At 43.2% G+C, this 25,475-nt stretch carries 21 protein-coding genes; 9 read left to right on the top strand and 12 right to left on the bottom strand.

Going from position 1 to position 25,475, the window contains the following annotated elements; translation table 11 throughout:
* Nucleotides 1-25: 25 nt before the first annotated feature.
* The 3 genes from BUC20_RS20210 (at nt 26) to dctA (ending at nt 5,256) form a co-directional block, all read left to right on the top strand.
* Entirely contained in the window at nt 26-1,405 is a 1,380-nt protein-coding gene (locus BUC20_RS20210) for a RagB/SusD family nutrient uptake outer membrane protein (protein ID WP_073232902.1), read from the top strand.
* A gap of 6 nt (nt 1,406-1,411) precedes the next feature.
* The gene (locus BUC20_RS20215) at nt 1,412-3,913 is read left to right on the top strand and encodes a PIG-L family deacetylase (RefSeq protein ID WP_073232903.1); all 2,502 of its coding nucleotides are present in this window, start codon (nt 1,412-1,414) and stop codon (nt 3,911-3,913) included.
* A gap of 86 nt (nt 3,914-3,999) precedes the next feature.
* Entirely contained in the window at nt 4,000-5,256 is a 1,257-nt protein-coding gene (gene dctA / locus BUC20_RS20220; protein WP_073232904.1) for a C4-dicarboxylate transporter DctA, read from the top strand.
* 63 nt (nt 5,257-5,319) lie between these two features.
* Here dctA and BUC20_RS20225 read toward each other — a convergent pair whose 3' ends face one another.
* The 5 genes from BUC20_RS20225 to BUC20_RS20245 all read right to left on the bottom strand — a co-directional run bounded on the left by BUC20_RS20225 (nt 5,320) and on the right by BUC20_RS20245 (nt 13,351).
* Nucleotides 5,320-6,891, bottom strand: coding sequence for a discoidin domain-containing protein (locus tag BUC20_RS20225; protein ID WP_073232905.1), 1,572 nt, complete (start codon nt 6,889-6,891; stop codon nt 5,320-5,322).
* Between the two features lie 128 nt (nt 6,892-7,019).
* Complete coding sequence (locus tag BUC20_RS20230) at nt 7,020-7,805, bottom strand: SDR family NAD(P)-dependent oxidoreductase (RefSeq protein WP_073232906.1); 786 nt, start codon at nt 7,803-7,805, stop codon at nt 7,020-7,022.
* Between the two features lie 31 nt (nt 7,806-7,836).
* Nucleotides 7,837-9,003, bottom strand: a complete 1,167-nt coding sequence (locus tag BUC20_RS20235) for a mandelate racemase/muconate lactonizing enzyme family protein (protein WP_073232907.1) — start codon at nt 9,001-9,003, stop codon at nt 7,837-7,839.
* 196 nt (nt 9,004-9,199) lie between these two features.
* Nucleotides 9,200-12,586, bottom strand: coding sequence for a glycoside hydrolase family 2 protein (locus BUC20_RS20240; protein WP_084529109.1), 3,387 nt, complete (start codon nt 12,584-12,586; stop codon nt 9,200-9,202).
* A gap of 66 nt (nt 12,587-12,652) precedes the next feature.
* Nucleotides 12,653-13,351 carry an RraA family protein gene (locus tag BUC20_RS20245; protein ID WP_073232909.1) on the bottom strand — a complete coding sequence of 233 codons (699 nt, stop codon included), beginning with the start codon at nt 13,349-13,351 and terminating at the stop codon, nt 12,653-12,655.
* Nucleotides 13,352-13,473: 122 nt separating this feature from the next.
* Here BUC20_RS20245 and BUC20_RS20250 point away from each other — a divergent pair, with 122 nt between their 5' ends.
* From BUC20_RS20250 to BUC20_RS20270, 5 genes are all read left to right on the top strand, one after another.
* Complete coding sequence (locus BUC20_RS20250; protein ID WP_073232910.1) at nt 13,474-14,340, top strand: AraC family transcriptional regulator; 867 nt, start codon at nt 13,474-13,476, stop codon at nt 14,338-14,340.
* A 126-nt stretch (nt 14,341-14,466) separates the two neighbouring features.
* Nucleotides 14,467-15,177 (top strand): hypothetical protein, encoded by a 711-nt coding sequence (locus BUC20_RS20255; protein ID WP_073232911.1) that lies wholly within the window; start codon nt 14,467-14,469, stop codon nt 15,175-15,177.
* A 10-nt stretch (nt 15,178-15,187) separates the two neighbouring features.
* Nucleotides 15,188-16,297, top strand: coding sequence for a hypothetical protein (locus tag BUC20_RS20260; RefSeq protein WP_073232912.1), 1,110 nt, complete (start codon nt 15,188-15,190; stop codon nt 16,295-16,297).
* Between the two features lie 27 nt (nt 16,298-16,324).
* Entirely contained in the window at nt 16,325-17,320 is a 996-nt protein-coding gene (locus BUC20_RS20265) for a hypothetical protein (protein WP_073232913.1), read from the top strand.
* A 243-nt stretch (nt 17,321-17,563) separates the two neighbouring features.
* Nucleotides 17,564-18,307, top strand: a complete 744-nt coding sequence (locus BUC20_RS20270; protein WP_073232914.1) for an SDR family oxidoreductase — start codon at nt 17,564-17,566, stop codon at nt 18,305-18,307.
* A gap of 7 nt (nt 18,308-18,314) precedes the next feature.
* Here the strand turns inward: BUC20_RS20270 and BUC20_RS20275 are convergent, their stop codons facing one another.
* From BUC20_RS20275 to miaE, 4 genes are all read right to left on the bottom strand, one after another.
* A complete protein-coding gene (locus BUC20_RS20275; protein WP_073232915.1) occupies nt 18,315-18,989 on the bottom strand; it encodes an ATP-dependent Clp protease proteolytic subunit in 675 nt (224 codons plus the stop codon).
* 89 nt (nt 18,990-19,078) lie between these two features.
* The gene (locus BUC20_RS20280; RefSeq protein WP_073232916.1) at nt 19,079-19,348 is read right to left on the bottom strand and encodes a hypothetical protein; all 270 of its coding nucleotides are present in this window, start codon (nt 19,346-19,348) and stop codon (nt 19,079-19,081) included.
* A complete protein-coding gene (locus BUC20_RS20285; RefSeq protein ID WP_073232917.1) occupies nt 19,329-19,892 on the bottom strand; it encodes an RNA polymerase sigma factor in 564 nt (187 codons plus the stop codon). The genes BUC20_RS20280 and BUC20_RS20285 overlap by 20 nt, the downstream gene beginning before the upstream one ends.
* 108 nt (nt 19,893-20,000) lie before the next feature.
* Nucleotides 20,001-20,582, bottom strand: a complete 582-nt coding sequence (gene miaE / locus BUC20_RS20290) for a MiaE family protein (protein ID WP_073232918.1) — start codon at nt 20,580-20,582, stop codon at nt 20,001-20,003.
* An 85-nt stretch (nt 20,583-20,667) separates the two neighbouring features.
* On the opposite strand from miaE, the gene BUC20_RS20295 reads away from it, so the two are divergent.
* The gene (locus BUC20_RS20295; RefSeq protein ID WP_073232919.1) at nt 20,668-21,915 is read left to right on the top strand and encodes a glycosyltransferase family 4 protein; all 1,248 of its coding nucleotides are present in this window, start codon (nt 20,668-20,670) and stop codon (nt 21,913-21,915) included.
* On the opposite strand, the gene BUC20_RS20300 is transcribed toward BUC20_RS20295, so the two are convergent.
* The 3 genes from BUC20_RS20300 to BUC20_RS20310 form a co-directional block, all read right to left on the bottom strand.
* The gene (locus tag BUC20_RS20300; protein WP_073232920.1) at nt 21,910-22,254 is read right to left on the bottom strand and encodes a hypothetical protein; all 345 of its coding nucleotides are present in this window, start codon (nt 22,252-22,254) and stop codon (nt 21,910-21,912) included. The genes BUC20_RS20295 and BUC20_RS20300 overlap by 6 nt on opposite strands.
* A gap of 261 nt (nt 22,255-22,515) precedes the next feature.
* Complete coding sequence (locus tag BUC20_RS20305; protein ID WP_073232921.1) at nt 22,516-23,187, bottom strand: helix-turn-helix domain-containing protein; 672 nt, start codon at nt 23,185-23,187, stop codon at nt 22,516-22,518.
* A gap of 383 nt (nt 23,188-23,570) precedes the next feature.
* Nucleotides 23,571-25,469: a nucleoside-diphosphate sugar epimerase/dehydratase gene (locus BUC20_RS20310; RefSeq protein WP_073232922.1), complete on the bottom strand. Its 1,899-nt coding sequence runs from the start codon at nt 25,467-25,469 to the stop codon at nt 23,571-23,573.
* Between the last annotated feature and the right edge of the window lie 6 nt (nt 25,470-25,475).

The following is a 25,475-nucleotide window of genomic DNA, read 5'->3' on the forward strand; positions in this document are numbered from 1 at the left end:
GTTCCTAAACCTAACAACCAGAAAAATGAAAAAGAAATTAGCCTATATCATCATATCTGCCAGCATGTTATGCGCCTGCAGTAAAGATTTCACCGATCTGAATCCCATCTCTCAAAGAAATGTAAATGCCTTTTATAAAACCGAAAACGACATGCTCATCGCTGTTAATGCAGCTTACAAGGCATTGCAAATGAACGGTACTTACAACCAGAGCTATTGGATCATGAATGAAATGCGCTCAGACAATACCGATGGGGGTGCCGATAATACCGGTCTCGGTGCAGACCTGAATGCCATTGATAATTTCAATGAAAATGCAGCCACAGCCGAACTCATTACCACCGCCTATCTGGATACTTATGTGGGCATCAGCAGGTGTAACATTATCCTGAGCAGGATTGATGCGGTAAGTATGAGCGATAACCTGAAAAACAGAATTAAAGGGGAATCCTTATTTCTCAGGTCATTATTTTATTATAACCTCGCTGTAAATTTTGGAAGAATCCCCCTCGTGTTAAAGGAAATTACGGTGGAAGAAGGGAAAGATTACCCGCAGCTTCCGGCAAGCGAAATCTATAAGCAGCTCGTGGCCGATCTTGCACAGGCAGAAAGCTTCCTTCCTGTCAAATATACCGGACTGGACCTTGGCCGGGCAACCAAAGGGGCGGCAGCAACGCTGATGGCGAAAATATACCTGACCATGGGTGATAAAACTTCGGCCATCGCTCCGCTGAGAAGGGTTAAAAACGATTATGGTTATACTTTGGTCACCAGCTATTCAAAAATCTGGGGCATTGCCAATGAAAACAATGTAGAGTCCATTTTTGAGGTACAGTTCAAAGGGGGCGGTACCAATACCGGAAATGCATTTACCAATGCCTTCTCTCCATTGATGATCCAAAATACCGGAGCCTATAAAAACAGGCCTACAGCAGAAATGCAAGCAGCTTATGAAACCAATGACCAACGCTTTGCCGCTTCAATGAACCCCATCAACGGGCCATTAAATGCCGGACGTTTCATTCTGAAATACGGAACCACGACGGCCTATAATGAAGGGGATGCCGATTATAATTTCATTGTGTTGAGGTATGCCGATGCTTTACTGATGCTTGCCGAAGCTTTAGGCGAAAGTCAGGAGGCCTACGACCTCATCTTTGAGGTCAGACAGCGCTCAGGACTGGGCAGGATAGACAGCAGTACTCCGGGCACTTTTTCCGAAAAACTACTGCGGGAAAGAAGAGTGGAACTCGCCTTCGAAAACCACAGATGGGCAGATTTACTCCGCTTTGGAAAAGCAGCAGAAGTAATGAAAGCTCAGGGAAAAACACCAAGACTGTTGTTCCTCATCCCTCAGCGCGAGCTGGATATCAATTCCTCTTATACTCAAAACCCTTTAAATTAAAAACCGATGAGAAGAATCCACCATTTCAACCCCATAGTATTGCTGTCCTGTTTGTTCTTCCTGTTAACGGCCAGCGCAACGGCACAACAACAACCGGCTAAACCAGGTCCGGGTAAAATATTCCAGGACCTGAAGCGGCTCAACATCCTTGGAAATGTCTTATACCTTGCCGCCCATCCTGATGATGAAAACACCACATTGATTGCCTATATGGCGAATCAGAAACTCTACCATACCGGCTACCTTTCTTTAACCCGTGGCGATGGCGGGCAGAACCTGATCGGTCCTGAAATCCGTGAGAAACTTGGCATCATCCGCACACAGGAGCTCCTGCAGGCCCGCAGAACAGATGGCGGTTATCAATATTTCACCCGGGCCAATGATTTCGGTTTCTCGAAAAATCCGGAAGAGGTATTCAGCATCTGGGACAAGGAAAAACTACTGGCAGATGTGGTATGGGTGATCAGAAATTTTAAACCGGATGTGATCATCACCCGTTTCCCAAAAGACTCCAGAGCAGGACATGGTCAACATAGTGCCTCTTCTATTCTGGCAGAAGATGCTTTTGTAGCCGCAGCAGATCCCAAACGTTTTCCGGAACAACTGAAATATATCCAGCCATGGCAGGCAAAACGCCTCGTATGGAACATCAGTTCATGGGCTTTTAAAGACCCTGCAGCATTTGAAAAGATTGCCGGAGGCCTGTTGAAAGTCGATGTCGGGGTTTTCAATCCTTTGCTGGGAAAATCCTATGGAGAGATCTCTGCAGAAAGCCGCAGCATGCATAAAAGTCAGGGTTTTGGTTCTACAGGAAGCAGAGGGAGTACCTTTGACTATTTTGAGCATACACTCGGCCCGGCAGCAAAAAAAGACCTCTTTGAAGACATCAATACCACCTGGAGCAGGGTCCCGAACAGCACTAAGGTGGAAGCAGCAATTGGCAAAGCCATCTCTTCCTTTAATTCTGCCGATCCATCAGCCATTGTACCTTCCCTCCTGACCGCAAGAACAGAATTGCAAAAGCTGCCGGACTCCTACTGGAAACAACGGAAACTGGAAGAACTTCAGGAGGTCATCAAAGCAGCTACAGGCCTATACCTTGAAGCCACTTCAACTGCTTTTTCAGTGATTCCAGGAGGAAAATTGAATGTACAAATGGAACTGATCAACAGGTCGGCAATAGCGGTAAAGCTAAATTCCATCCTTTTCCCCTATCAGAACAGAGATTCGGTGTTGAACGTTCCGCTGCTCAATTCAGCAGGAAAAAGATATCAGAAAACCCTGACCGTTCCCGGTAATCTTGCGTTCTCTCAACCTTATTGGTTGCAGAAATCGGATACCCTGGGCATGTTTGACATTAAGAAACAAACCGATGTCGGCCTGCCGGAGAACAATCCTGCGGCAGAGGTCAGACTGAACCTGAACATTGGCGGGCAAGCCTTTCAGTATACCGTTCCTGTCGTGTACAAACACAATGATCCTGTAAACGGGGAACTTTATCAGCCCTTATCCGTAAGCCCTCCGGTTTATGCCAATATTGCAGAGCATGTATACATGTTTAATGACCAGCGCCCAAAACAGGTCAGCGTTTTTGTAAGGGCAGGAAAGGCAAACATCAAAGGTTCAGTATCCCTTAAATTACCTGAAGGATGGAAAGTTGAACCAGCAAGTGCCTCCTTTCAGATTGAGAAGGACAAAGCCGAAGAAACGATACAGTTTGAAGTATCCCCTCCGGAACATGCAGACATTGCAGATATACAGGCAATCGTTAGCCTGGACAATCAGACCTATAATAAAGGCATCAGTTTCATCAGTTATCAGCACATCCCTGAGCAGGTTTTGTTTCCGCTCGCTGCTGCTAAAGCAGTTAAACTGGACCTGAACATTAAAGGAAAGCGGATCGGCTATCTGATGGGTGCCGGTGATGAAGTTCCACGCTCCCTCCAACAGATCGGATACGAAGTCACCTTGCTGAAAGATGCAGATGTGAACCAGGAAAACCTGCAGAAATACAATACCATCATTGTTGGTGTAAGGGCATACAACACCCTTGACCGCATTAATTTCTACCATGATCACCTGATGAACTATGTAAAGAAAGGTGGAAATGTAATCGTACAGTACAATACCAATTCCGGATTAAAAACCAATCCGGGCCCCTTTCCAATGAAACTGTCCACAGACCGCGTAACGGTAGAGGGAGCAGAAGTACGTGTTTTACTCCCGGATCATCCTGCGTTTCAGACCCCCAATAAGATCACCAAAGCGGATTTTGATGGCTGGGTACAGGAACGGGGATTGTACTTTCCTTCAGAGTGGGACAAAGAATACCAGGCATTGATCTCGATCAATGATCCAGGCGAAAGTCCTAAGAACAGCAGCATCCTCGTAGCCAGATACGGAAAAGGAAACTTTGTTTATACCGGAATATCGTGGTTCAGACAATTGCCTGCAGGTGTTCCCGGAGCCTATCGCTTATTCACAAACCTGATTTCCCTGGGTCAATAGTTCGATACAAATCAGCTGTCATTTATCATGTTAAGAGACCACAACCCTTGTTGTTGTCTCTTAACATTTTCAACCATTCCTTAAAGATGATCAAAATCTCAAAAAACCTGACCTTTCAGGTCATTGTAGCTATTTTCTCAGGCATACTTGCAGGGGTCTTCTTTCCGGCCTTCGCAGATCATGCCCGCCTGATCAGCAAAACGTTTATCAATATGATCAGCATGCTCATTGCACCGATCATCTTCTTTACCATTGTTCTCGGCATTGCCAAAATGGGGGATATGAAAAAAGTAGGCCGTGTAGGTGGCAAGGCATTGCTTTATTTTGAAATCATTACTACAGTTGCCATCTTTATCGGATTGCTGACTGCCAATTTCATCCGGCCGGGAGATGGAGTGGTCCCTAAGCTCAGCAAAAATCCCAGTAACCTCAGCGCCACAAAAGACACGAACTGGCCGGAGTTTATCAGCGATATCGTTTCTCCAAACATATTTGAATCCTTTGCCAATGGCAATATCCTCCAGATCCTTTTCTTTGCCATACTTTTCGGTTTTGCCCTGAGCAAAATGGGATCTGCAGGAAGACACACGATTGTCGCTTTTGAAAACCTCTCACAGGTGATTTTTAACATGATGAAATTTGTGATGAAACTCGCCCCCCTGGGTGCTTTTGGAGGAATGGCATTCACCATCGGAAAATATGGATTGGCTACCCTGATTCCTATGGGAAAGATCATGCTGGTGGTCTATATCACCTGTCTCATTTTTATATTTGTGATCCTGAATTTCATTTGTTACCTCTATAAATTCAGTTTATGGCAATACCTGAAATACATCCGGCAGGAGATCCTGGTGGTGCTGGGAACCTCTTCTTCAGAATCAGCATTGCCAAGCATGATCCAGAAGATGGAGCGTTTTGGCTGCTCAAAATCGGTGGTAGGGCTCGTCATTCCTACCGGATATTCTTTCAACCTGGATGGAACCGCAATCTACCTGTCCATAGCCCTGATCTTTTTAACCCAGGTTTTTAAAATAGAACTCAGTGTTGCAGAACAGCTGAGTGCAATGGGGGTTTTGATGGTCACTTCCAAAGGTGCTGCCGGAGTAACAGGCAGTGGTTTTATTGTACTCAGTTCCACCCTGGTCTCCTTAAAGATCATGCCTATTGAAAATGTAACCATACTTTTAGGAGTAGACCGTTTCATGTCTGAAGCCCGCTCTATCACCAACCTGATAGGGAATGGAATTGCAGTTGTTGTCATTGCCAAAAGCGAAAAAGAGTTTGATGAGGAAAAATACCAGTTGGCCATCAATCCTAAAGTAGCACAGGAGCCTGTATTTTAAAAAAGCAGGTGCGTGACCAAACGCACCTGCAAATTCCCCAACGGGGTATTAACCTAACCCAGGTTAATTTCTAAATACGCCGACTTCTGCAAGAGAGGCATACTGACGACCATCAGTAGCAGAAGTGACGATCACTTTAAAATATTTAAAGGTCTTTTGAGCAGGCAGATAAATCACCTGCGGACCTCCTACATCCTTTAACACATAGTTTCCAAGAACAGTCCAACTGACATTATCGGTGCTGGTCAGGATCTGCATATCTTTTATTTTGCTGCTTCCTCCACGCTGGGTAAAGGTAAATCCATCTGCTGCAAGTGCCTGGCCCATATTCACCACAAAGTGATGCGGGAAGGTTGGCGCATTTGTATTCCAGCGGGTTACCCATGCAGTGCTACTGTTTTTATCCAGAATATTGGATACTTTTCCATCTTCCTCTACTGTCTCTTCAGAACTAAACTCAGTAACCTGCCAGTTTGTTTTACTGTATTCATTTTTATCCCCGAAATCAATAACCGGATTTCCATTCTTTATTTCATAAGGATAAGGAACATTCAGCCAGCTGCCGTTTTGGTCGCAGAACATGATTCTTAGCTCGTATGGATAATCTTCCGTATTACTGAATTCAGTCAAAGGCATACTTACGTAAAAGCTATCTACACCGATCTTTTGCGTTGCCCATTGAACCGCATCATAGTCCTTATTTCCACCTATTCCGTTTTTATTGCCATCGTTATAAAAGTTAATGTAATTTACCGTTCCCCCTCCGGAAAAACGCCCGGAAACCACAATATTTCCAGATTCATATTTAGCATTCAAACGGGTGATGACCGGAGTAAAGTCCGCATACCAATCTGTCCTCGTGACTTTACTAAAAACCTGATTGTTGTTTAAGATGGCACAATCGGCTTTAGTCAGGTAAGTAGGCGATTTCCCATAACTCGAGTTTCCGGCTCCCATCAGCGAGGTTCCAAATTGTGCATTTTCCGATTTCTGACCTCCATTATGAGGTAAGTTCAGGCCATGCCCCAGCTCATGCATCAATCCCCCGATCCAGCCGGTGGCAGCAGCTCCTGCCGGCCCTGTCGTTCCCAGGTCTTTAATGTCCATTCCGGGATAATCCAGCGCAAAACAATTACGTCCCAATCCATAAAAAGGAGCTTTATCGGCCTGAATGTCTTTCACACACATGATAATCAGGGTATGTCCACTCGTCTTTTCGCCCGGATGGGCAGCAAAATATTCGTCTATTTCTTTGAGCACATTTCCTGCCCCGCTATCATAGGAATAATTAGACTGATCCAGTTTCCCTTTGATTTCAACGATCTTAATTCTTTTCTTAGCTGCATCTTTAAGCAAGCCAAAGCTTTTATCTCCAAATCCCCAGTGCTTCATCCATTTTCCATAAAAATCCTGTCCCTGGAGCATCAATTCACTAATCCTGCGGTGGTAATCGTCATTCGCAGTCTTATCGGAAGCGATGAAATAAACCACATTCAGGTTGTAGGCATAATCAGATTTATAGTGGTATCCTGTATCTACCGGAACTTCTTCCGTAGGTACTCCGGGAACATCGCTTTTTTTACAAGCGAATAAAAAAGCCACTAATAAAAGCAGCAGGCAGGTCTGTTTGTTCATACAAGGTTTGTTTAGGTTGATTATTGGTAATTATTCTCCTGGTTAGAAAGAATAAACGAATATAAACCTCCCTGATAATGATCACTTTACTTGGAGTGTCCAATGCTGACACGATATTGCCATTCTTGCTAATGGTCCTGCATCAGCGCATTTCTTCCCCCATCGATAAGGTAAGTTGTCCCGGAAGCAAAAGCAGCATATTCACTGGCCAGAAAAACACACCATCCACCAATTTCTTCCGGTGTTCCCAGTCTTTTTACCGGATGAAGGTCAATTGTTCTTTGTCGTTCCAGTTCAGGCTCATCAAAAGAGTTGAACCAATCCTGATTGCCCGGAGTATCAATAAATCCTGGTGCAATGCCTACACACCGGATTGCAGGCCCCCATTCTATCGTCAGGCTATTTACCAGGCCCGTTAACGCGGTTTTAGCTACATTATAAGGGAAACAGCCTGGTATTGTATGATAGGCATGATTGGAGGTCATGATGATGATCATTCCCTTGCTTTGCTCAAGATATGGCCTGCATAATTTAGCAAGCCTCCAGTGTGCAGTCAGGTTCAGGTCCATATTCTCCTGCCATTCCTCTTCCCCGCATTCCGCAGCACCTTCAAAAAAGTTTTTCCCTGCATTGGAAACCAGAATGTCTATCCCTCCTGTTTTTGTGGTCTGAGCAACCAGCTGCTCCAGTTCTTCCGGCTTCCTGACATCTGCCTGGATATAATGGCCTTCGGTTCCTTCTTTTTTCAGGGTTTCAAGAAATAACGAAACAGCTGCGTGATCAGCTTCGGCCAGTGCACAACCGGTAACCCGGCATCCTGCTCTGGCCAGCATTTTTGCTACGCCCAAACCGATCCCCGAACTGACTCCGGTAACGAGGGCATTCTTTCCTTTTAAATCAATCTGCAAAGCCATGCTTATCTTTTTTTAAACCTAAGATCCTGTTTTAAACGTAAAAACCAGGTCTTGGAACCAATATCCCCGGATGTTTTTCCATTTCTTCTTCTACAAGGTCTACCCCCAGCCCGGGCCGGTCAGACAGCTGTAAATGACCATTGCTGATCATCTCTCCGATCGGATGAGTAATGACGGTATCCCTCCAGGGGACATCGTTAAACATGAACTCCTGTCTGAAAAAGTTAGGGACCGAAGCACAGACATGTGCACTTGCCAGGGTAGACAAGGGACCGTTCGGGTTATGAGGTGCCAGCAAAACATTATAAGTCTCCATCATCGTGGCCATCCGCTTCATCTCTGAAGGACCACCGCAACGGGTGATATCGGGCATCATGATGTCACAGATGTTCTGCTCAAGAACAGGCCTGATGCCATGTCTGGTATAGTGCCTTTCCCCCACACAGATCGAAACATTGGAGGGAATCCTTTCCCTCATCGCGCGGAGGTTATCCGCACTTTCGGGCCCTGCAGGTTCTTCGTACCAGGTGATATCCAGTGCCGATAAGCGCTGGGCCATTTTTACGGCAACCCGGTAATTTAACATGGCATGGGTTTCAATCATGATGTCAAAATCAGGCCCTACCGCATCACGTACAGCTTTGCTCACATTGAAGGCCAAATCTTGTTGTTGCGCGGTAAGTGTCAGATTGGAAGAAAGGTCTTCCCCATACAGGTAATTCGTATGGGCAAAGGGATCGAATTTCAAGCCTGTAAAACCTGCTTCTTTTACCTTTATCGCCTGTGCCGCATAATCCGCTTCATTGTGTCCCCCACCGGTAAACCAATAATTGGCGTAAAGCAAAATATCCTTCCGGAAAGCACCACCAAGAAGCTCATAACATGGTGTTCCCAAAACTTTCGCTTTCAAATCCAGCAAAGCCATATCAATCCCACTAATGGCACATAAGCTTGCGCCATAAGGCCCCATCCAGTTCAGGTCACGGTAGAGCTTTGTCCAGATGAAATCTGTTTTCATCGGGTCCAGACCAATGATCCTTTCCCCAACATGTTTGGCCGCATGGTATACAATCGGACTACCAGGCCAGTTTGTAGCCTCTCCAACCCCGGTATGCCCCGTATCCGTATATATCTTTAATAAGGTCCAGTTGTATTTAACCCCTTCTACCAGCCAGACTTTTACCTCAGTGATTTTCATCAGTGTATATTTGTTTTTTATCGGTTATGAAGCGATCATAAGCATATTCATTGCTGTTTGTAAGCGGTATGCTTATGATGGTTTCATCAGTGTATATTTGTTTTTTTCGAGTTATTTATTGATTTTCAATGGTACTCAAGAGCTCGTAAACTCGGTTTATAGGTTATTAAGCGATCATGAGATCCTTTTATTAACCTTAATTTGTTTGTTTAGCTGCCTCTAATTTAAGCTTAATTTTCCCTTTTAACTCAGAACCCATTTTTAAAGGCCTGCGTTCCTTGCTATAATAACTTGCAAAGAAGCCATCGGAGCCTCCACCATTTAACTCTGCCAATAGAAAACGTGTTTTATTTCCATCAATCCAGCTTCTGGCACTTTGCGTTCCATCAGAATAAACCCTCAGTCCATCTCCTTTATCGTTGCTCAGTCCGGCATGATAAATATTGGCCTTGGTACTTCTGAAATCCCTGCTTCCCAAATCATTTGCATCTGCAGACCATGGCCCTGCAGGCACCTTTAATGCTGCTTCCACATACTTCTGATGTACCGGAACTGCATGGATGTCACCAGAGGTCCGGGCAATATCGTTTTCAGGATAAACACTCCAATACCCTTTGCTGGAATAGTTCAGATGTTGGAAATCTGATGGCAGTTCAAAAGCCAGTCCCCATTGCCTGGGATTGATTTTCACCGTATCAGTTACCTTAAAATCATAGGCAATTTCAATCGTCCCATCTGCCAGGAATTTATAGTTAAACACCCCTTTCAGGTAATTGTAACTACCCTCTACTTTGACATTAACCGACTCCTTATCTTTTGAGGCAGAGACAGAGCTGGCTTTCCAATTCCCTTCCGGCTGGTACAGGAGAGGTTTGATGTTCCGCTGGTAATTGTTTCCTGCAATATGAGGTGCCCCACCATCATCTCCATTCATGGGAACCACCATGAGTGCAATTCCCCCAAGGATCTTGTCGCCGGTTACCAGTCCAGTGTTTTTATCAAAGCTATATTTTTGTGTACCACGGCTCAATATGAGCTGATCCCCAGATTTTTTAAGTTTAACCGCAATAGCCGGCTCTACCGGGATCAATACCTGTCTGTCCGAAAAATTCAGCTGTTCCTCCTGAGTAACAAATCCCCTAGGATCGGTAAAAGTGATACGTACCACTTTGGCATCATCCGCTACCTGCAGTTCCAGATCTCCTGATGACCTTGCCGGAATATCCGCAACGGCAGACCTCGAAACACCATCAACGATATAGTTAAACTGTCCTTCCTTCAGGTTCGCAAAGTTATACCTGTTCTCCAGTTGTAACAGCAGGATTCCATTCTTTGGTTTTGCTTCCTTCAGGTTAGTGATGATCAGGGGTGCATATGATTTCCTTACTGAAATAAACTCCGGTTTTTCTCTTCGCCAGCCATCCAGCACTGCTCCCCATGGGCCATATCCCACAATGGTACTGTCTGGTTTATGAAAGATATCATCAATTCCAGCCCAGATGGCACCACCCAGACAGGCCTGATGAGTATACATTTTATCATACATCTGGTGCAGCATTCTGCCCCAATCTGCACGCACATAAGGATCGGTCACCTCTTCCAGTCTGTTATAGGTCTGCACATGGCAATATTCACCGAACAACACCGGCCTGTCCGTAAATTTATCCGTTTGTTCAGGTCCGCCCAGACCAGGATAATGGATGTTCCGGATATCAGCTTTACTCCCTGCGTTGTTAAATCCTCCATAAGTCTGGTCATGGAAGGCTGTAGGACGTAAGGGATCATATTTTTTCACTTCTGTATTTACCTTATCCCAAAGCGGACTCCACCTGGACTCATTGGCAATAGACCAGATAATGATCGAAGGGTGGTTCCGGTTTCCACGGATGTTCTCAAAATTTGCCCTTAAGAAATGAGGAATAAAGTCCGGGTTCAGGTAATTCCACTCTTTCCAGATCGGACTGGCATGATGCTCCACCCAGGTAATTGCTGCTTCGGCCTCTACAAACATCCCTAAAGAATCACATGCCGCCAGGAATTCTTCTGCTGGTGGATAATGAGAAGTACGGATATAATTACAGTTCGCATTTCTGAACAACTCTGCATCTTTTTTGTTCAGGGCAGCACTGATGCTTCTGCCACTGAGTGTGCTTACATCATGCCTGTTAGCACCATGAAGTTTAATGGCTTTGTTGTTGACGAAAAATTGGTTTCCCCGGATATCAATCTGCCTGAAACCCAGTTTCTGCCTGTTCTCCTGAATGACTTTACCCTTACTCATCAATCTGGTGATCAATGTATACAGATAAGGATGTTCGGTATCCCATTTTTCAGGATGATCAACACGGACACTCAGGATTCCCTTTAAGTTTGTATTTGGACGAATGTTTTGCTTTTCAATGGAATTCCCATTAACGCGGAGTTCTTTATCTTCCCTGTCCAGGAGGATAAATTTCAGCGCTGCATCAGCTGGAAGCTTCGATTCGTTGTACACCTGATAGTCGATATGAAGATCGGCATGCTCATAATTTTTGTCAAAGGTGACCTGTGGATAAACTTCCCCGATATTCAGTTCCGGTAATGCCGTTAAAGTCACCTTTCTCAGGATTCCCCCTACCGTATGTGCGGCATATTGCGATACACAGCCCAGCTTATCGGAAACTGTTAAGCTCGCTACCTTTACTTCAATCTTATTCTTTCCTGCTTTTACAGCAGTACTGGCATCCATTTCAAAGATGACAAAACCGCCTTCATGTGTACCGATCAGCTTGCCATTCAGCAACACTTCACAATGAGAACTTACCCCATCAAAGCGCAGCTTGATTTTTTTACCTTTCCAATCCTGCGGGAGCTCAAAGGAGGTGGTATAGGAAGCATGCTGAGCAGAATCTACATGATAGCCCTGCATCTCCCACTCTCCGGGGACCTGAATTTTCCCCGCTTGGGTTTTATATTTAAAATCCCATATTCCGTTTAAAGACAAAACAGGAGATTGTACATTTTCTACTTTTGCAGGAACCGGCGACAAGCGTTCGGGTTTAAAAGAAATGCTCCTGATCTTTTCTGCCAGCACATCCTTATACACCAGTGGTTTTGATCCGGTAGATAATATTTCCAGGCGGCTAACCGGAACATTTGCACCCGAAAGTGCAAGCAGATCAAACGTAAATGCCCCATCCCGATAAACAGCGGCAGGAATGTCATAAGTGACCGTCAGCGTCTTTCCATAAGGCAATGCGACTGAACTGTTCAATACCTCCGTATCTGCCAGCGCTTTGACCTTGCGGTCTTTGGAATCAGAGAGATAAGTGACCTTGATCTGGTAACTGCTTTTAGCATCTGAAACCGCAAATGGAATGGAGATCCTGCCCGCAAAAAATATCGTTCTTTCTTTTCCGTCAAGCGGTAAAATATCAGCAGGAATTTCTCCCTGGGTATAGGTATAAACCTGTCCCAGCCTGGTTAGCAGGCAATCTCCACAATCTGCAGCACTATAGTTTTGAACGGTTTTGTAAACCTGACTGTAAACGGATCCTACAGTAAACAGCAGCAGCATTGTAAGGCAGCGTAATTGTTTTAACATTATATTTTAAAATTAGATTTTTTTCAGCAGTATATAATTGTTTTTTCGGCTTTAATGGCCTCCGGTTTACATAATCCCATAAGTTTCAAATGCGGCTTTGGCCGACATTCCTTCTTTAATCTTTTGAAAGACGAGTTTCTCGCCTCTTGCTTTCTCGAAAGCCAGTCGGAAAATCTCTGAGGAAGCTTCCTGAGGAACAATACAGACCCCATCCCTGTCCCCAATCACATAGTCACCATTCCTGATCAGCACCCCGTTCATTTCTATTGTGGTCCGGAAGTCGATCACCTTCCCCCTCGGGGCCTGGTCTTTAGCATAACTGCCATAAGAAAACGTTGGGAAATTCAATTCCAGGATGCCATTGGTATCACGCGAGTAGCCGTTAACTACTGCTCCCGCAGCCCCCAGTTTGATCGCCCTCATGCTCATCAACTCTCCCCATAAGGCATAGGAAGGGGCCGATCCTGAACAGATGTATACTTCATTCTTTTTCAAATCGTCCAGCGCTTCCAGCATCAGGCCAAATGGCTTTTGCAAAACAGGGTTATGTCCGGGATCTGCAGATTCAACAACATCGGCCTCCAGTACCGGCATCGCTCTGCCCACTACCACCATATCGCTTCTGAGTGGCTGTAGCTGAGGAGGTAAAAACTGGTTCAGAAAACCTGATTTATCCATAATATCACCGATAACAGCAGTAAAAAGTTCTGCTTTGATTAAGGCAATCAGCTCGTCATCCTTCGTTGGAATTTGCAATGGGATCATATGCTATATTTTTCAGGCAAGTTAGAGGCTCTTACCTCAAGTAACTCGTCTTCAATTGCCCAAAGCTGACACTATATTGTCAATTATTTTGTTTTATCAGAATAAAAAAGCAAATTAACCTTATGCAACCACTTCTATTCGAAAGAAACACCGTTTTATACCAGAGCATCTTTGTAAAGGAGGTGAATGCGAAATGTCTGACCAATCCTTTACATTTCCACAATGAGTATGAAATGGTATGGATGACCAAAAGCAATGGCAGAAGAATTGTTGGCGACAGTATTGCCAATTTTTCTGAAGGTGACCTGATCATTATGGGCCCGAATTTACCCCATGTCATGTACAACGACAAGGAATATTACGAAGAGGGAAGCGACCGGGAAGTAAAAGCCATTGTGACCTATTTCCGCCTGGACTGGCTGAACGACAATTTCCTCAACTCCACTGATGTCAGCAAATTCAAAGAACTTTTAAAAGACATTCAAAGAGGAATTCATGTTTACGGTGACTCAAAAGACCAGGTAGTGGTGTTGCTGGATAAATTGCTCCTCAGTACCGGTTTAAAAAGAATCATCCATCTGCTGAGTATTCTGGATTTATTATCCGATACCAGGGAATACCAATGCCTGTCCAGTACAGGATATACCAATCCTCATAACCAGAAAGACGTTCAACGCATTGATAAAATTTATAATTATGTGATGAATAACTTTACCCAGAACATCAGCCTGGAAGATACCGCCTCAATGGCAAACATGACTACAGCCTCATTTTGCAAGTATTTTAAAGGAAGGACACAAAAAACCTTTACCCATTTCGTGAATGAGGTGAGGATCGGTTATGCCTGTAAACTGCTCTACAATGACCACCTGACCATTTCCCAGATCTGTTTTCAAAGCGGCTTCAACAACCTGACCAATTTCAACAGGAATTTCAAACGTTTCATCAAGGTCAGCCCTTCGGATTTCAAAAGAAATTTAAAGATATAAGCCTTCCCTCTTCCCGTAATTCCATATCCTTAGCTTTCAATTAATTTTTCCATAATAGAGCTCCTTAAATAAATCGGTACATTATATTCGTTTTTTGTTATTTTTAACGACAGATAATATGCAGTCATGAGCGAGGAACCCACAAACAACTCTTTTGGAATTTTACAAAGTTTAAAGAAACTGATCTTTGAAGACAGTCCGGAACCGGCAAATTCTGACCCGAACCTGCCACCCCCTCTTCCGGTTACAGAAAACAAAACCACCGAAACTGTAACGAAGAACCCACAAACCAATCTAACACAAAATACTTCTGATCTGCCGGCAACGGACATCAAACAGATGAAGTTAAAAGTATTGGAGATCCTGGAAAAGATTAACCAGCCCGGGATTGATTTCTTTGAAGTATGGAACGCTGCCGCAGAAATGGGCAGTGTAAATGCAGGAACGCTGAAAGCTGCATTTACCTCTCTGAAATATGTAGACAAAACCCTGGACAAAGAAAAGCTCAGCAGAACCGGACAGAACTATGCCACAGAACTCAAAAAAGTAATCGACAAAGAAACAGCCGGAAAACAGACACAAAAGCAAAACCTTGAACAAAACCTGGTCAAAGAAAAAGCAAGCCTTACCGATGAGGTCCAGCAGATTGAGAAAAGCATCCTGGAGCTTCGCGAGAAGTTAAGTCTGAAACAAAAAGACCTGAATGAGATCAATAGCAAGTATGAGCCTCAACTCCTGGACATCGACAACAAGATCGCTATTGGCAATACTGCCGTTGCCGAAGTGGTTGCTGATATTCAAAATGCCCTTAACCTAATTGAAACCAATATAAATTAAACAAGCTCCTATGGAAAACAAAAGTCAATTCGTAAATATACCGGCAGAACTGAAAAGTCAGCTCCCTATATTTCAGGTCCTCGGGGACCATTTACCCAGTCAGCTTCAAACGCCGGAAGCAAAGAAAACCATTTCCAGCATTTTCTTCTGGGCCCTTATTTTAGGGGGTGCATTTGCTTTCTTCAAATTCCTGCCAATCATGCTGGAGTATGCCGCAAAAAGTATACTGTTGGTCATCTTTAGCATCATTTTAATAGTTTTATTGTTGCTGGCACCAAAGATCATTGCCTTACTACACCGTCTTGGAACCATTCTCATCTTTAAAGGAGAGAAAGCCATGATCCGTAGCAACCCGATAGAAACCTTACAGTTGTTATCAAAAGAAGCAAAAGATACCCTGAAACGTGTCAAAGAGAAGATCTCCAATGTTGATGGGGTGCGTATAGACATGATCCAGAGTGGGGAAACTGCACAAAAGACCGCAGAAGAAAAATACACTTATGCCAAACGTTTTACCGTAGAAGCAGCAAGTCTGGACGAAAAAGGTCAGCAGGAAAGCAGCAATAACAATACAGAGAAAGCAAATGAGTATGCCAGGGACGCTAAAGAAACCCGTACCAAAGCATTTTTACTGGGTAAAGAAGGTGAAGCTGAAGAACAAAATGCCAGAAGTTATGTGCAGTATGCCAACCAGTTTGCCAAAGTTTTAGAAGTCTTAAAAGACAATGAAAGTGCAGCCAGGATTTATGTAAGTACGCTGGACAGCAGCATTTCCATTATCTCTAAAAAACTGGAAGCCACTCAGAAAATGAAGAATGCCACTGAAGGTCTGGCCGAGGTATTTAACATTAAAGATGGATGGGTATTTAATGAAGCAATGGATGCTGCTACCGGAGCGATCAGTCAGAACATCGCCTCCATCCGCTCCAACCTGGACTTCCTTGATCAGAACAACAACATTACTGTTGGTGGCGCCCCTACACAGGGAGAACTGGAAGAGTTCATCAAAAAAGTAGACGAGCGAAACCTGAAAATGCTGAATGTCAGCAAAATGGCGGATTCATATTATGAATTGAAACCAGAAGAAAAAGTAGATAAAGGATTCTCCCTTTTAGATTAATCAATAAACCAAAATACAAACAAGAACATGGAAGAAAAATCAACCTGGGCCAGATTACGTTGGCCGATAAAAGCAATCATCCTGGCCATCCCAATCGTTGGAATAGGTTACTGGGCATTTGAAAGCGGTAAATTTGATGGAGCTGCTCCCAAATCTGCCACAGCCGATACCACACAAGCCAGCAGCCCGACAATGGCTTCCTCAAATGGCAGTGACGAAAAAAGAACATTCAACTATACTCCGGAAAAACCTGTTAACGGGGAATACAAAGGAGTTGTTGAAGTAGGCGCTTCAGGCTTTAACTCTTTCGTGGTAAATATCGACAAAGAGAAACGCTGGGAAATTGTGTCCAAAGATTTTGGTAAATCTTTCGTGTACGAAGGTATGGCCACGACTGCAGATATCCGTACCGGATTAAAAGATTATATCGGTGCCATGTTTGATAAAGGGGTGAAATCAAAAAACATCCACTTTGTGATCAGTTCAGGCGCTCAGAAAGAACCTAAAACTGCTGCAATTTCTACAGAATTGAAGAAAATGGGTTATGTGGTGAACCTGGTAACTGCGGAACAGGAAGGTAAACTTGCTTTAAAATGCGTGTTGCCAGCTTCTTATTATGACAACTCTTTTGTGGTAGATATTGGCTCCGGAAACACCAAGATTTCATGGATAGACGGAGATGTCAAATCTGTCGAAGCACCAGGTGCTAAGTATTATGAAAAAGAATTAAAGGATGATGCCGTTTATGCACAGGTGAAAAGCTCATTGGAAAAGTTGCCTGCGAAAAAACGTGAGATCTGTTTCATCATTGGTGGGGTTCCTTATGAACTGGCCAAACAAAGCCGTAACGGAGAAGAAAGATTCACGGTATTAAACAATCCTGAAAAATATAACACCGACAAAATAAAGATCAAAAGCGGGGTAAACATCTATAAAGCGATCAAAGACGCGACCAAATGTGATACTTTCGTATTCGACTGGGATGCGAACTTTACCATTGGATTCTTGTTATCCGTTAAATAAGATCCGCAAACCAATAAAAAAAGAGGGGTTCATCAAGGATGAGCCCCTCTTTTTTTTATTATTTCAATCCACTGACATTTACTTGTTGCAAAAATAAACCGATCGGTCTTATATTTGTGTGGTAGTTATAAAAGCAATGAAAATCACGTTGCTCTTTTTTTACCTAAAAATAGACCAATTGGTCTATTACATAATATAAGTACAACATTGAAAGATAAACAAGAACATTAAACATCAAATAAAATGGACATTACCAATAACACCATCCTGATCACTGGCGGAAGCGCAGGCATCGGATTTGAAATCGCTAAAGCTTTTACTGCTGCAGGTAATCAGGTGATCATCACCGGCAGAGATCAGAAAAGACTTGATGAAGCTCTACTTCAGCTTCCCGGAGCAATCGGATTTAAGGGCGACATCAGCAATGAACAGGATACTGAAGCATTGGTATCTACTTTACTAAAAGACTTCCCAACGCTCAACATCGTTGTGAACAATGCCGGACAGGCCTATAAATACGACATTGCAGCATCAGCTAATGCGTTCGGCAAAGCTCAGGATGAAATGCTGACCAATTACCTGGCTGTTGTCCGTCTGAATGAAAAACTATTGCCACAACTCAAAACACAAAACTCAGCAGCCATCGTTAATGTAACTTCCATCGTTGCCCTTGTTCCCGGTCAGCTGACCACTTATTCAGCCTCAAAAGCAGCCTTACATTCCTACAGCCAGAGCCTAAGAATTGCGCTGGAAAGAAGCAGCGGACAGGTAAAGGTTTTTGAGCTGATGCCACCATTGGTGAACACCAGCTTTAGCGCCATCATCAATGGTCATAATGGAATTCCTGCATCAGAAGTCGCCTCAGACCTGATCACAGCGCTTCAGGACGACAAATATGAGATTCATGTGGGCAATACCAAATACGTTTATGAGCTATCGCTAAGTGCCCCTCAGGAAGCCTTAACACTCATGAACCCGGTTGAGTAAAGCTTTTTTATAATATTTCATCAATCATTCCGAATGCTTTGGCCTCCGGAGCGGTCATCCAGTAATCACGGCTGGCCGCTTCATTGATACTTTCATACTCCTGCCCGCTATGAGTTGCAATGACGTGATACAGCTCTTTCTGAATTTTAAGGATCTCCCTCACACTGATGTCCATATCGGCCGCGGTTCCCTGTGTTCCACCGGAAGCCTGATGGATCATCACCCTGGAATGTTTTAAAGCAGAGCGTTTTCCCGCAGCACCTGCACACAACAAGACCGCACCAAAAGAAAGCGCAATACCAGTACAGATCGTTGCTACATCAGGCGAAATGAGCTGCATGGTATCATAAATTCCCAGTCCGGCATAGACTGCCCCTCCCGGACAATTGACATACAACTGAATGTCTTTCTCTGCATCCACAGATTGCAGGAAAAGCAGCTGAGCCTGGACTACATTCGCATTCCTGTCGTCAACCGGTTCACCCATAAAAATAATCCGGTCCATCATCAGCCTGGAGAATACATCCATCTGGGCAACATTTAACTGTCGCTCTTCTGTGATATAAGGAGTCATCGCCATTGGCCGCATAGCAGTCGATGCTCTGGAAATATAACTTTCCATATAGTTACTATTGATCCGGTGATGTTTCACCGCATATTGAAAAAATTCATTCTTGTTCATATATAATGTTTTAAAGGATTAAATTTCAGGCATGGCGATGCCCATCCCCTGTTTGGGGAAATGATTAAAGGTTTACAAAAAAATCGGGGTTATTTGCGGAAGAGTCTCAGCATCTTCTGCCGGAAAGACCGGTGTTCAGGAGCACTGAACAACAAGTCATGGACTTTTGCAATCTCTGATCTCAACTGTTGCCGCCCATATTGCTGAATCATATTATAAGTTCTTTTCTGCCAGTAAACGCGCTCCTTCAGTTCTGGTTGCAGAATCATTCTGGCTTCAAATAAAACCTGATCTGCGGGTTCCCCATCGGGGCTTAAGTAATTCTCAATTACGCGCAGTTCATTCCAGGACGTCTTCATACTTCAGGGATTTTTCTTTTACGGTTTCTTTAACTTTTTCCAGGCATTTAAACTTCTGGACGGTGGCTGAACGGGAACCTGAAAAGCCAAAGCGCGAGGCGATTTCCTTCATGTCCATCCGTTCATAATAAAATGCACTGAGCAGCTCCATACATTTCTGTCCGGCGGTCTGCAACAATCTCATTAGCCTGGGTGCAGAGATTTCTTCATACCCCGCATCACTCAGGTCCAGGCCCTCTTCAAATCCGGCTCCGAACTGGTCCAGGGGAACCTGATAGCTGCTTTCTTTGTAGCGCTTATTCCAAAGGTGTCTGGCGATTCCAAACAGGTATGATTTCTCGCTGTACTTCAGGACCACCTCTGTACGTTCTACCTTTTCATAATAAATAATCAGGGCGTCCTGAAACAAGTCTTTCGCTTCTTCAAAGGAGCCACCCATCCTGCTGATGTGCTTGGCAACCAAAGGAAAAGCATTCTGATACAGCGAGATCAGCCGTTGTTGAGGATCAACCTTTTGTTCTTCTATAAGGGGTCTTGTCGTCATAGCTATGAAGCATTTTATAGTATGTGACTTTTTTCAATCAGATATCACCTAAATTTCGTGATTATTTTATTATTAATTTTATTTATCCCCGGTTCTGAATGTTAAACATTAGCCATGAATGGCTTCTTTATTTCCATAACTCTGAATCAGTTCACCTTCAAAATCCAGCCATTCTTTCCATCTTTTATCTACATCAACATCAATTGTATACTTGCGCGCAAAGTTTAAAAAGGTGGTATAATGTCCTGCTTCTGAAACCATGAGGTCATGATAAAATTTGGCCAGTTCAGGATCTTTGATGTTCTGTGAAAGCACTCTAAAACGCTCGCAGCTTCTGGCTTCAATCATTGCTGCAAATAAAAGGCGGTCAATAAAGGCATTATTTCTGCTGCCATCCCGGCGACTGAATTTCACCAGACGTCCCACATAATCGTCTTTACGTTCACGGCCAAGGGTATAGCCTCTTTTATTGATGATCTCTATCACCATCTGGAAATGCTGCATTTCTTCAATTGCAATGGCGGTAAGTTCCTCTACCAGATCCATGTGTTCAGAATTATTGGTGATCAGCGTAATTGCATTGGTCGCGGCTTTCTGCTCGCACCAGGCATGATCCGTTAAGATTTCCTCCAGATTTGATTCCGCAATATTCGCCCAACGAGGGTCTGTCAATAATTTTAATCCTAGCATGGTATAAATAAATTCTTCTTTCCAAAATTAGGAATAATCATAGTCTTTGCATTAAAAACATCTATTTTGCATCAATTTTACAGAAATGAACAAAAAGTGCATATTGATCATTGGATTGGTTTGGCCGGAACCGACCTCCTCAGCGGCGGGTACAAGGATGATTCAGCTGGTTCAGCTCTTTCTTTCCGAAGGCTATGAGGTGATTTTTGCCTGTGCGGCTGCAAAGTCGGAGTTCAGTTTTAATTTAAAAGATCTCGGCGTATCCGAACGTGGAATTACCCTGAATGATGCTGGTTTCAACTTGTTTTTGAAAGAGATCAATCCTGGAATTGTCCTGTTCGACCGTTACATTATGGAAGAGCAATATGGCTGGAGGGTCCGGGAAGAATGCCCGGATGCGATGAGCATACTGGATACCGAAGACCTTCACTGCTTACGTAATGCCAGACAACAAGTGCTCAAAAGCGGACAGGCATTTCAAACAGCAGACCTCTTTACCGATATGGCCAAGCGGGAAATTGCTTCGATACTCAGGTGTGACCTGTCATTGATCATTTCTGAAGTAGAAATGAAAATCTTAACCGAACAATTTCATCTCGATCCTTCCCTGATTTATTATTTACCTTTTCTGGAAGAAGAGCTCAGCAGAGAAACCATCCGAAACTGGAGAACTTTTGAGGAACGGGAAGGATTTGTTTTCATTGGCAATTTCTTACATGAACCCAACTGGCATACCCTGCAAATCTTAAAAACAAAAGTCTGGCCGGTATTGAGGAAAAAAATCCCCGGGGCCATGCTTCATATTTATGGTGCATACAGCACACAGAAGGTGATGCAATTGCACAATGAAAAGGAGGGCTTTTATGTTCATGGGCGTGCGGAAGATGCACGGGAAAGCATCGCCAGTCATAAAGTATTACTGGCACCGATACAATTTGGGGCGGGGGTTAAAGGGAAGTTGATCGATGCCATGCAGGTGGGCACACCTTCGGTTACGACAAGCATTGGTGCCGAAGCCATGAGCGGAGAGCTCAGATGGAATGGAGAAATCACTGATGATCTGGCACTTTTCGCAGATCATGCAGCACTTTTATATCAGGACGAAACAAGATGGGAAGCAGCAGGGCAAAATGGAGCCACCATTATCAACGAGCGTTATGGAAAGTCAAAGTTTAGTAGTTCATTGATCAGTATTCTGGAGCGTTTGGCTACCGGGCTCAACAGACACCGCAGTCAGAATTTCTATGGACAGATTTTACAATATCAGACCTTGAACAGCACAAAGTATATGTCATTATGGATTGAGGAGAAAAAAAAAACCCTTAATTTATAAAGGGCCTTTACGTACTAATTTTTTATAATCCTCGAGCAGAGCAATGTACTTTTCCATCCAATAGTAAACAGAATCCGGAGGATTAAGCCGATGATCCACATTTAAAACCATCAGATCATCTTTACCCGCGAGTTGTCTGAACTCTTCTTCAAAATCATTCGAAAAGTCATAATTTATTACTTTACCTATCTCACAAATGACATCAGTATGCAGTTTTTTTTGCCGGAACCAGTTATACAAGGTCCGTCTATTGATATGCAAACGTCTCGATAGTTCGCTAATGTTCACATTCTTCCGCCGAACGGCAAGTTCAACGATTTCACCAGCATTGAGTTCCATAATTTTTGTAATTATTATATCATAAAACAATTTTTAGGTTAACAACAGGGATGTTTAAACTAAAAGCACAGAAGTGATCTAAGAGGATTCGAGCGCAGATTTGATTCCAGGTTGAGCGAGTAATAACAACAGAACATTAACTTGTCAAAACATTTGACATAAACACATAAAATTGAGGAATCTTACAATCAAATATATTTTAAAAAAAAGAACTGCAGGAACCTACTCATGCTCAAAAAGCTATTATTCATTGCCAAATCCTCAACAAGAGGTCACAAAAATGATCATCCCTCCTACTTCGCCCACATCATCATACCATGGATTTACGGTACTTTTCAATAAATTGCCCTCAATATTAAAATCATAATCTCCGGCAAGCGAGCTCATTTCTCCTTCTAAAGCCCTTCTTTTTAAAAGTGCTGAATCGGAAACATTCTCCAGGAAAAGGTCAAAGAAATTCTTACCAATCAGATCAATTCCTGATAAATTACAGATACTTAACAATTCTTTACAAGCCAGCAGATAATTCATATTCTTATCCAGCATGGCAACTGGCAAAGGAATTTTAGAAGTCAGCATATGGTGATTTTCCGTCACGTCATTGCCGACGCAGTTCTTCCAGCTTTCCTCAGTTTTACTCCGCAAATACCGGTTATAGCAAAGGGTATAATTTGCCGGATTTGAAAAGCCCAGCATAAATGCCATTTCCTTCTTACTGCAACCTGTATTTCGAATATGTTCTTCAGCAAATTCCATTTGCAGCTTTCTGAAGTAGAGATATGGGCTGGTCTGGAACGCAGTTTTAAAATCCCGCATCAGCTTAGAAACAGAAATATGGTGCAATGCCGCCAGATTCTCGACGGGAGGAAATCCCGAAAGGATAACCGTCCTTAGATATTCAGCGATTTGAATACTTTTATTATTACTCCCCATGATGTAGTATGTTATTTTTTGTCAGCACACGGTTGGACATGAAAAGGCTGATTAGCCATAGTTCATGAATAATTCTTGATTAAAATTGACCTTAAAAACACACCGGTTAAGATCCAACATCAAAATCGTGAAAAGAAATTACTGACAAAAGGTATTCTTCCTGAAGAACAGGCTTATTACTGATAAGATCGCGACCTGAGATTTCACTCAAATAAAGCCGCAAATTGATTCCAAAAGCCCCTAAAGCTCCTGAATATCCATTAAAAAATGCCCCCATTTTTAACTAATATTTATTTGGTTTCTTTACCATGTTTTAAGTGATGGATACACTTTTTTTAAAACCTCAGGGAATAACCAGAGTTAAGATAACAAAAAAATTACAATTACACATTTATACACTGATAGTTTACATTAGTACTTACATAGTCAGGAATAATTTCCTGCATTTTCCTGACGATTTGCCGGTCATCATTCAGCTGGATCAAAACCAGAAGTTCGTTAATGACTTGTGCAATATACTCGTAAGGATAATCGATGACCGCCGATATCTTGATCTTTTCATGATATGTCGGAATCACTGTTTCAGTTTTATTTAACAACTCTTCATATAATTTCTCTCCTGGTCTAAGTCCAATAAACCGAATTTTTATATCCGAATAAGGCAAAAATCCAGCTAGTTTTATCATGTTTATCGCCAAATTCAAAATTTTAATTGGTTTACCCATATCGAAAACAAAAATTTCCCCTCCATTTCCCATAACAGATGCTTCCAACACCAGTTGTACCGCTTCAGGAATCGTCATAAAATACCGGGTCACATCCGGATCTGTCACCGTAACCGGTCCTCCCATTTCTATCTGGGCCCGGAATCGAGGAACAACTGACCCATTTGACCCCAAAACATTCCCAAACCTGGTGGTAATGAACCTGGTTTTAAACAAGCGTTCCCGCTCATAATTCTGCAGGGATTGAATGTACATTTCTGCAATTCTCTTTGAAGCCCCCATCACATTCGTTGGCTTAACGGCTTTATCTGTAGAAATCATAATGAATTTTTCAACCTGATATTCCACAGCAAGATCTGCCAGGTTTTTCGTTCCCATTACATTGGTCAGAATCGCTTCCGAAGGATTATGCTCCATCATAGGTACATGTTTCAGCGCTGCCGCATGAAAAATGATCTCCGGCCTGCAGGTATCAAACATGTTTTTCAGCCGGCCATAATTCTGGATATTTATGATCATAAATTTACAGGTACTATCGGGGAAATTATCTTCAATTTCCAACTGCATTTCGTGAAGCGGACTCTCTGCCTGGTCACATAAAATCAGCAGGTCCGGATTGCATTTTAAAACCTGACGAATAATTTCAGAACCAATAGATCCCGCAGCTCCGGTAACCAGAACTCTTTTGCCGCAAAGCCCTGCGATAATATGTTCACAATCCATATGAATAGGCTCCCGTTGCAACAGATCCTCGATCTTCAGATCCGGAAGCTGACTGAGCTTTAACCTTCCTTTTAACCAGTGGTTGGAAGCGGGAACAGAAATCACCCTTATCCCACATTCCATACATTTTTCTATCGCCTGTTTCCTCCCTTCAATATCCTTGCAATCCTCCATTACAATCATTTTCTCTACACCATGTTTTTTCTTTAGTCCGGAAATGGCAGAGGATCCATACACTTTTTTTTGCTCCAGGTGTTTATGCATCCTGTCCGGATGATCATCCACAAAACCAAGCAGCTCAAAATTCTTTTCGCTGGCTGCATCAAGACCGTGCTTAATCAACAGGGAAGCCCGGTCGGCTCCATAGATCAACAAAACTTCTTTAGTCACCAGCTGAAGGTCTTTCAGGTAATGAAAGAGTTGCTTAACGATGATTCTAAGGGCAATAAGAAGAGAGGCAGAAATGAAAAAATTGATGATCAGCATCGAAAGAAACCACTGGCTATCAAAACCGAATTGAGGTTTTGCAAATGAATAAATCATCAGCACCAATAAACCACTCGTCAGGAGTTCCGCTTTAAATACCCGAAAAATATCTTCAATACTGGAATATCTGATCATGCCGGTATGAATCTTCATCGAGACAAAGACCAGGATAGAAATCAGATGATATAAAACCAGATATAACAGTACATCACGGTTAAATACAGCCTGATAGTCGCCCTGCTCCAAAATAATCAGGGATACCACAAAGGAAAACCCTACGATAAACTGGTCAATTAACAGAATAATCCACCTGGAATATACCTTTTCGCAAAATAGAATCTTTTTCATCAGTTT

The sequence above is a fragment of the Pedobacter caeni genome (assembly GCF_900129215.1).
Classification (GTDB): domain Bacteria; phylum Bacteroidota; class Bacteroidia; order Sphingobacteriales; family Sphingobacteriaceae; genus Pedobacter; species Pedobacter caeni.

Excerpts from the sequence above, each read along its gene's own strand:
- BUC20_RS20230 (WP_073232906.1), bottom strand. The coding sequence starts at position 7,805 with ATGGCTTTGCAGATTGATTTAAAAGGAAAGAATGCCCTCGTTACCGGA.
- BUC20_RS20210 (WP_073232902.1), top strand. The coding sequence starts at position 26 with ATGAAAAAGAAATTAGCCTATATCATCATATCTGCCAGCATGTTATGC.
- BUC20_RS20275 (WP_073232915.1), bottom strand. The coding sequence starts at position 18,989 with ATGAACAAGAATGAATTTTTTCAATATGCGGTGAAACATCACCGGATC.
- miaE (WP_073232918.1), bottom strand. The coding sequence starts at position 20,582 with ATGCTAGGATTAAAATTATTGACAGACCCTCGTTGGGCGAATATTGCG.
- BUC20_RS20240 (WP_084529109.1), bottom strand. The coding sequence starts at position 12,586 with ATGTTAAAACAATTACGCTGCCTTACAATGCTGCTGCTGTTTACTGTA.
- BUC20_RS20260 (WP_073232912.1), top strand. The coding sequence starts at position 15,188 with ATGGAAAACAAAAGTCAATTCGTAAATATACCGGCAGAACTGAAAAGT.
- BUC20_RS20270 (WP_073232914.1), top strand. The coding sequence starts at position 17,564 with ATGGACATTACCAATAACACCATCCTGATCACTGGCGGAAGCGCAGGC.
- BUC20_RS20280 (WP_073232916.1), bottom strand. The coding sequence starts at position 19,348 with ATGAAGACGTCCTGGAATGAACTGCGCGTAATTGAGAATTACTTAAGC.
- BUC20_RS20245 (WP_073232909.1), bottom strand. The coding sequence starts at position 13,351 with ATGATCCCATTGCAAATTCCAACGAAGGATGACGAGCTGATTGCCTTA.
- BUC20_RS20285 (WP_073232917.1), bottom strand. The coding sequence starts at position 19,892 with ATGACGACAAGACCCCTTATAGAAGAACAAAAGGTTGATCCTCAACAA.
- BUC20_RS20225 (WP_073232905.1), bottom strand. The coding sequence starts at position 6,891 with ATGAACAAACAGACCTGCCTGCTGCTTTTATTAGTGGCTTTTTTATTC.
- BUC20_RS20305 (WP_073232921.1), bottom strand. The coding sequence starts at position 23,187 with ATGGGGAGTAATAATAAAAGTATTCAAATCGCTGAATATCTAAGGACG.
- BUC20_RS20310 (WP_073232922.1), bottom strand. The coding sequence starts at position 25,469 with ATGAAAAAGATTCTATTTTGCGAAAAGGTATATTCCAGGTGGATTATT.
- BUC20_RS20255 (WP_073232911.1), top strand. The coding sequence starts at position 14,467 with ATGAGCGAGGAACCCACAAACAACTCTTTTGGAATTTTACAAAGTTTA.
- dctA (WP_073232904.1), top strand. The coding sequence starts at position 4,000 with ATGATCAAAATCTCAAAAAACCTGACCTTTCAGGTCATTGTAGCTATT.
- BUC20_RS20265 (WP_073232913.1), top strand. The coding sequence starts at position 16,325 with ATGGAAGAAAAATCAACCTGGGCCAGATTACGTTGGCCGATAAAAGCA.
- BUC20_RS20250 (WP_073232910.1), top strand. The coding sequence starts at position 13,474 with ATGCAACCACTTCTATTCGAAAGAAACACCGTTTTATACCAGAGCATC.
- BUC20_RS20235 (WP_073232907.1), bottom strand. The coding sequence starts at position 9,003 with ATGAAAATCACTGAGGTAAAAGTCTGGCTGGTAGAAGGGGTTAAATAC.
- BUC20_RS20300 (WP_073232920.1), bottom strand. The coding sequence starts at position 22,254 with ATGGAACTCAATGCTGGTGAAATCGTTGAACTTGCCGTTCGGCGGAAG.
- BUC20_RS20215 (WP_073232903.1), top strand. The coding sequence starts at position 1,412 with ATGAGAAGAATCCACCATTTCAACCCCATAGTATTGCTGTCCTGTTTG.
- BUC20_RS20295 (WP_073232919.1), top strand. The coding sequence starts at position 20,668 with ATGAACAAAAAGTGCATATTGATCATTGGATTGGTTTGGCCGGAACCG.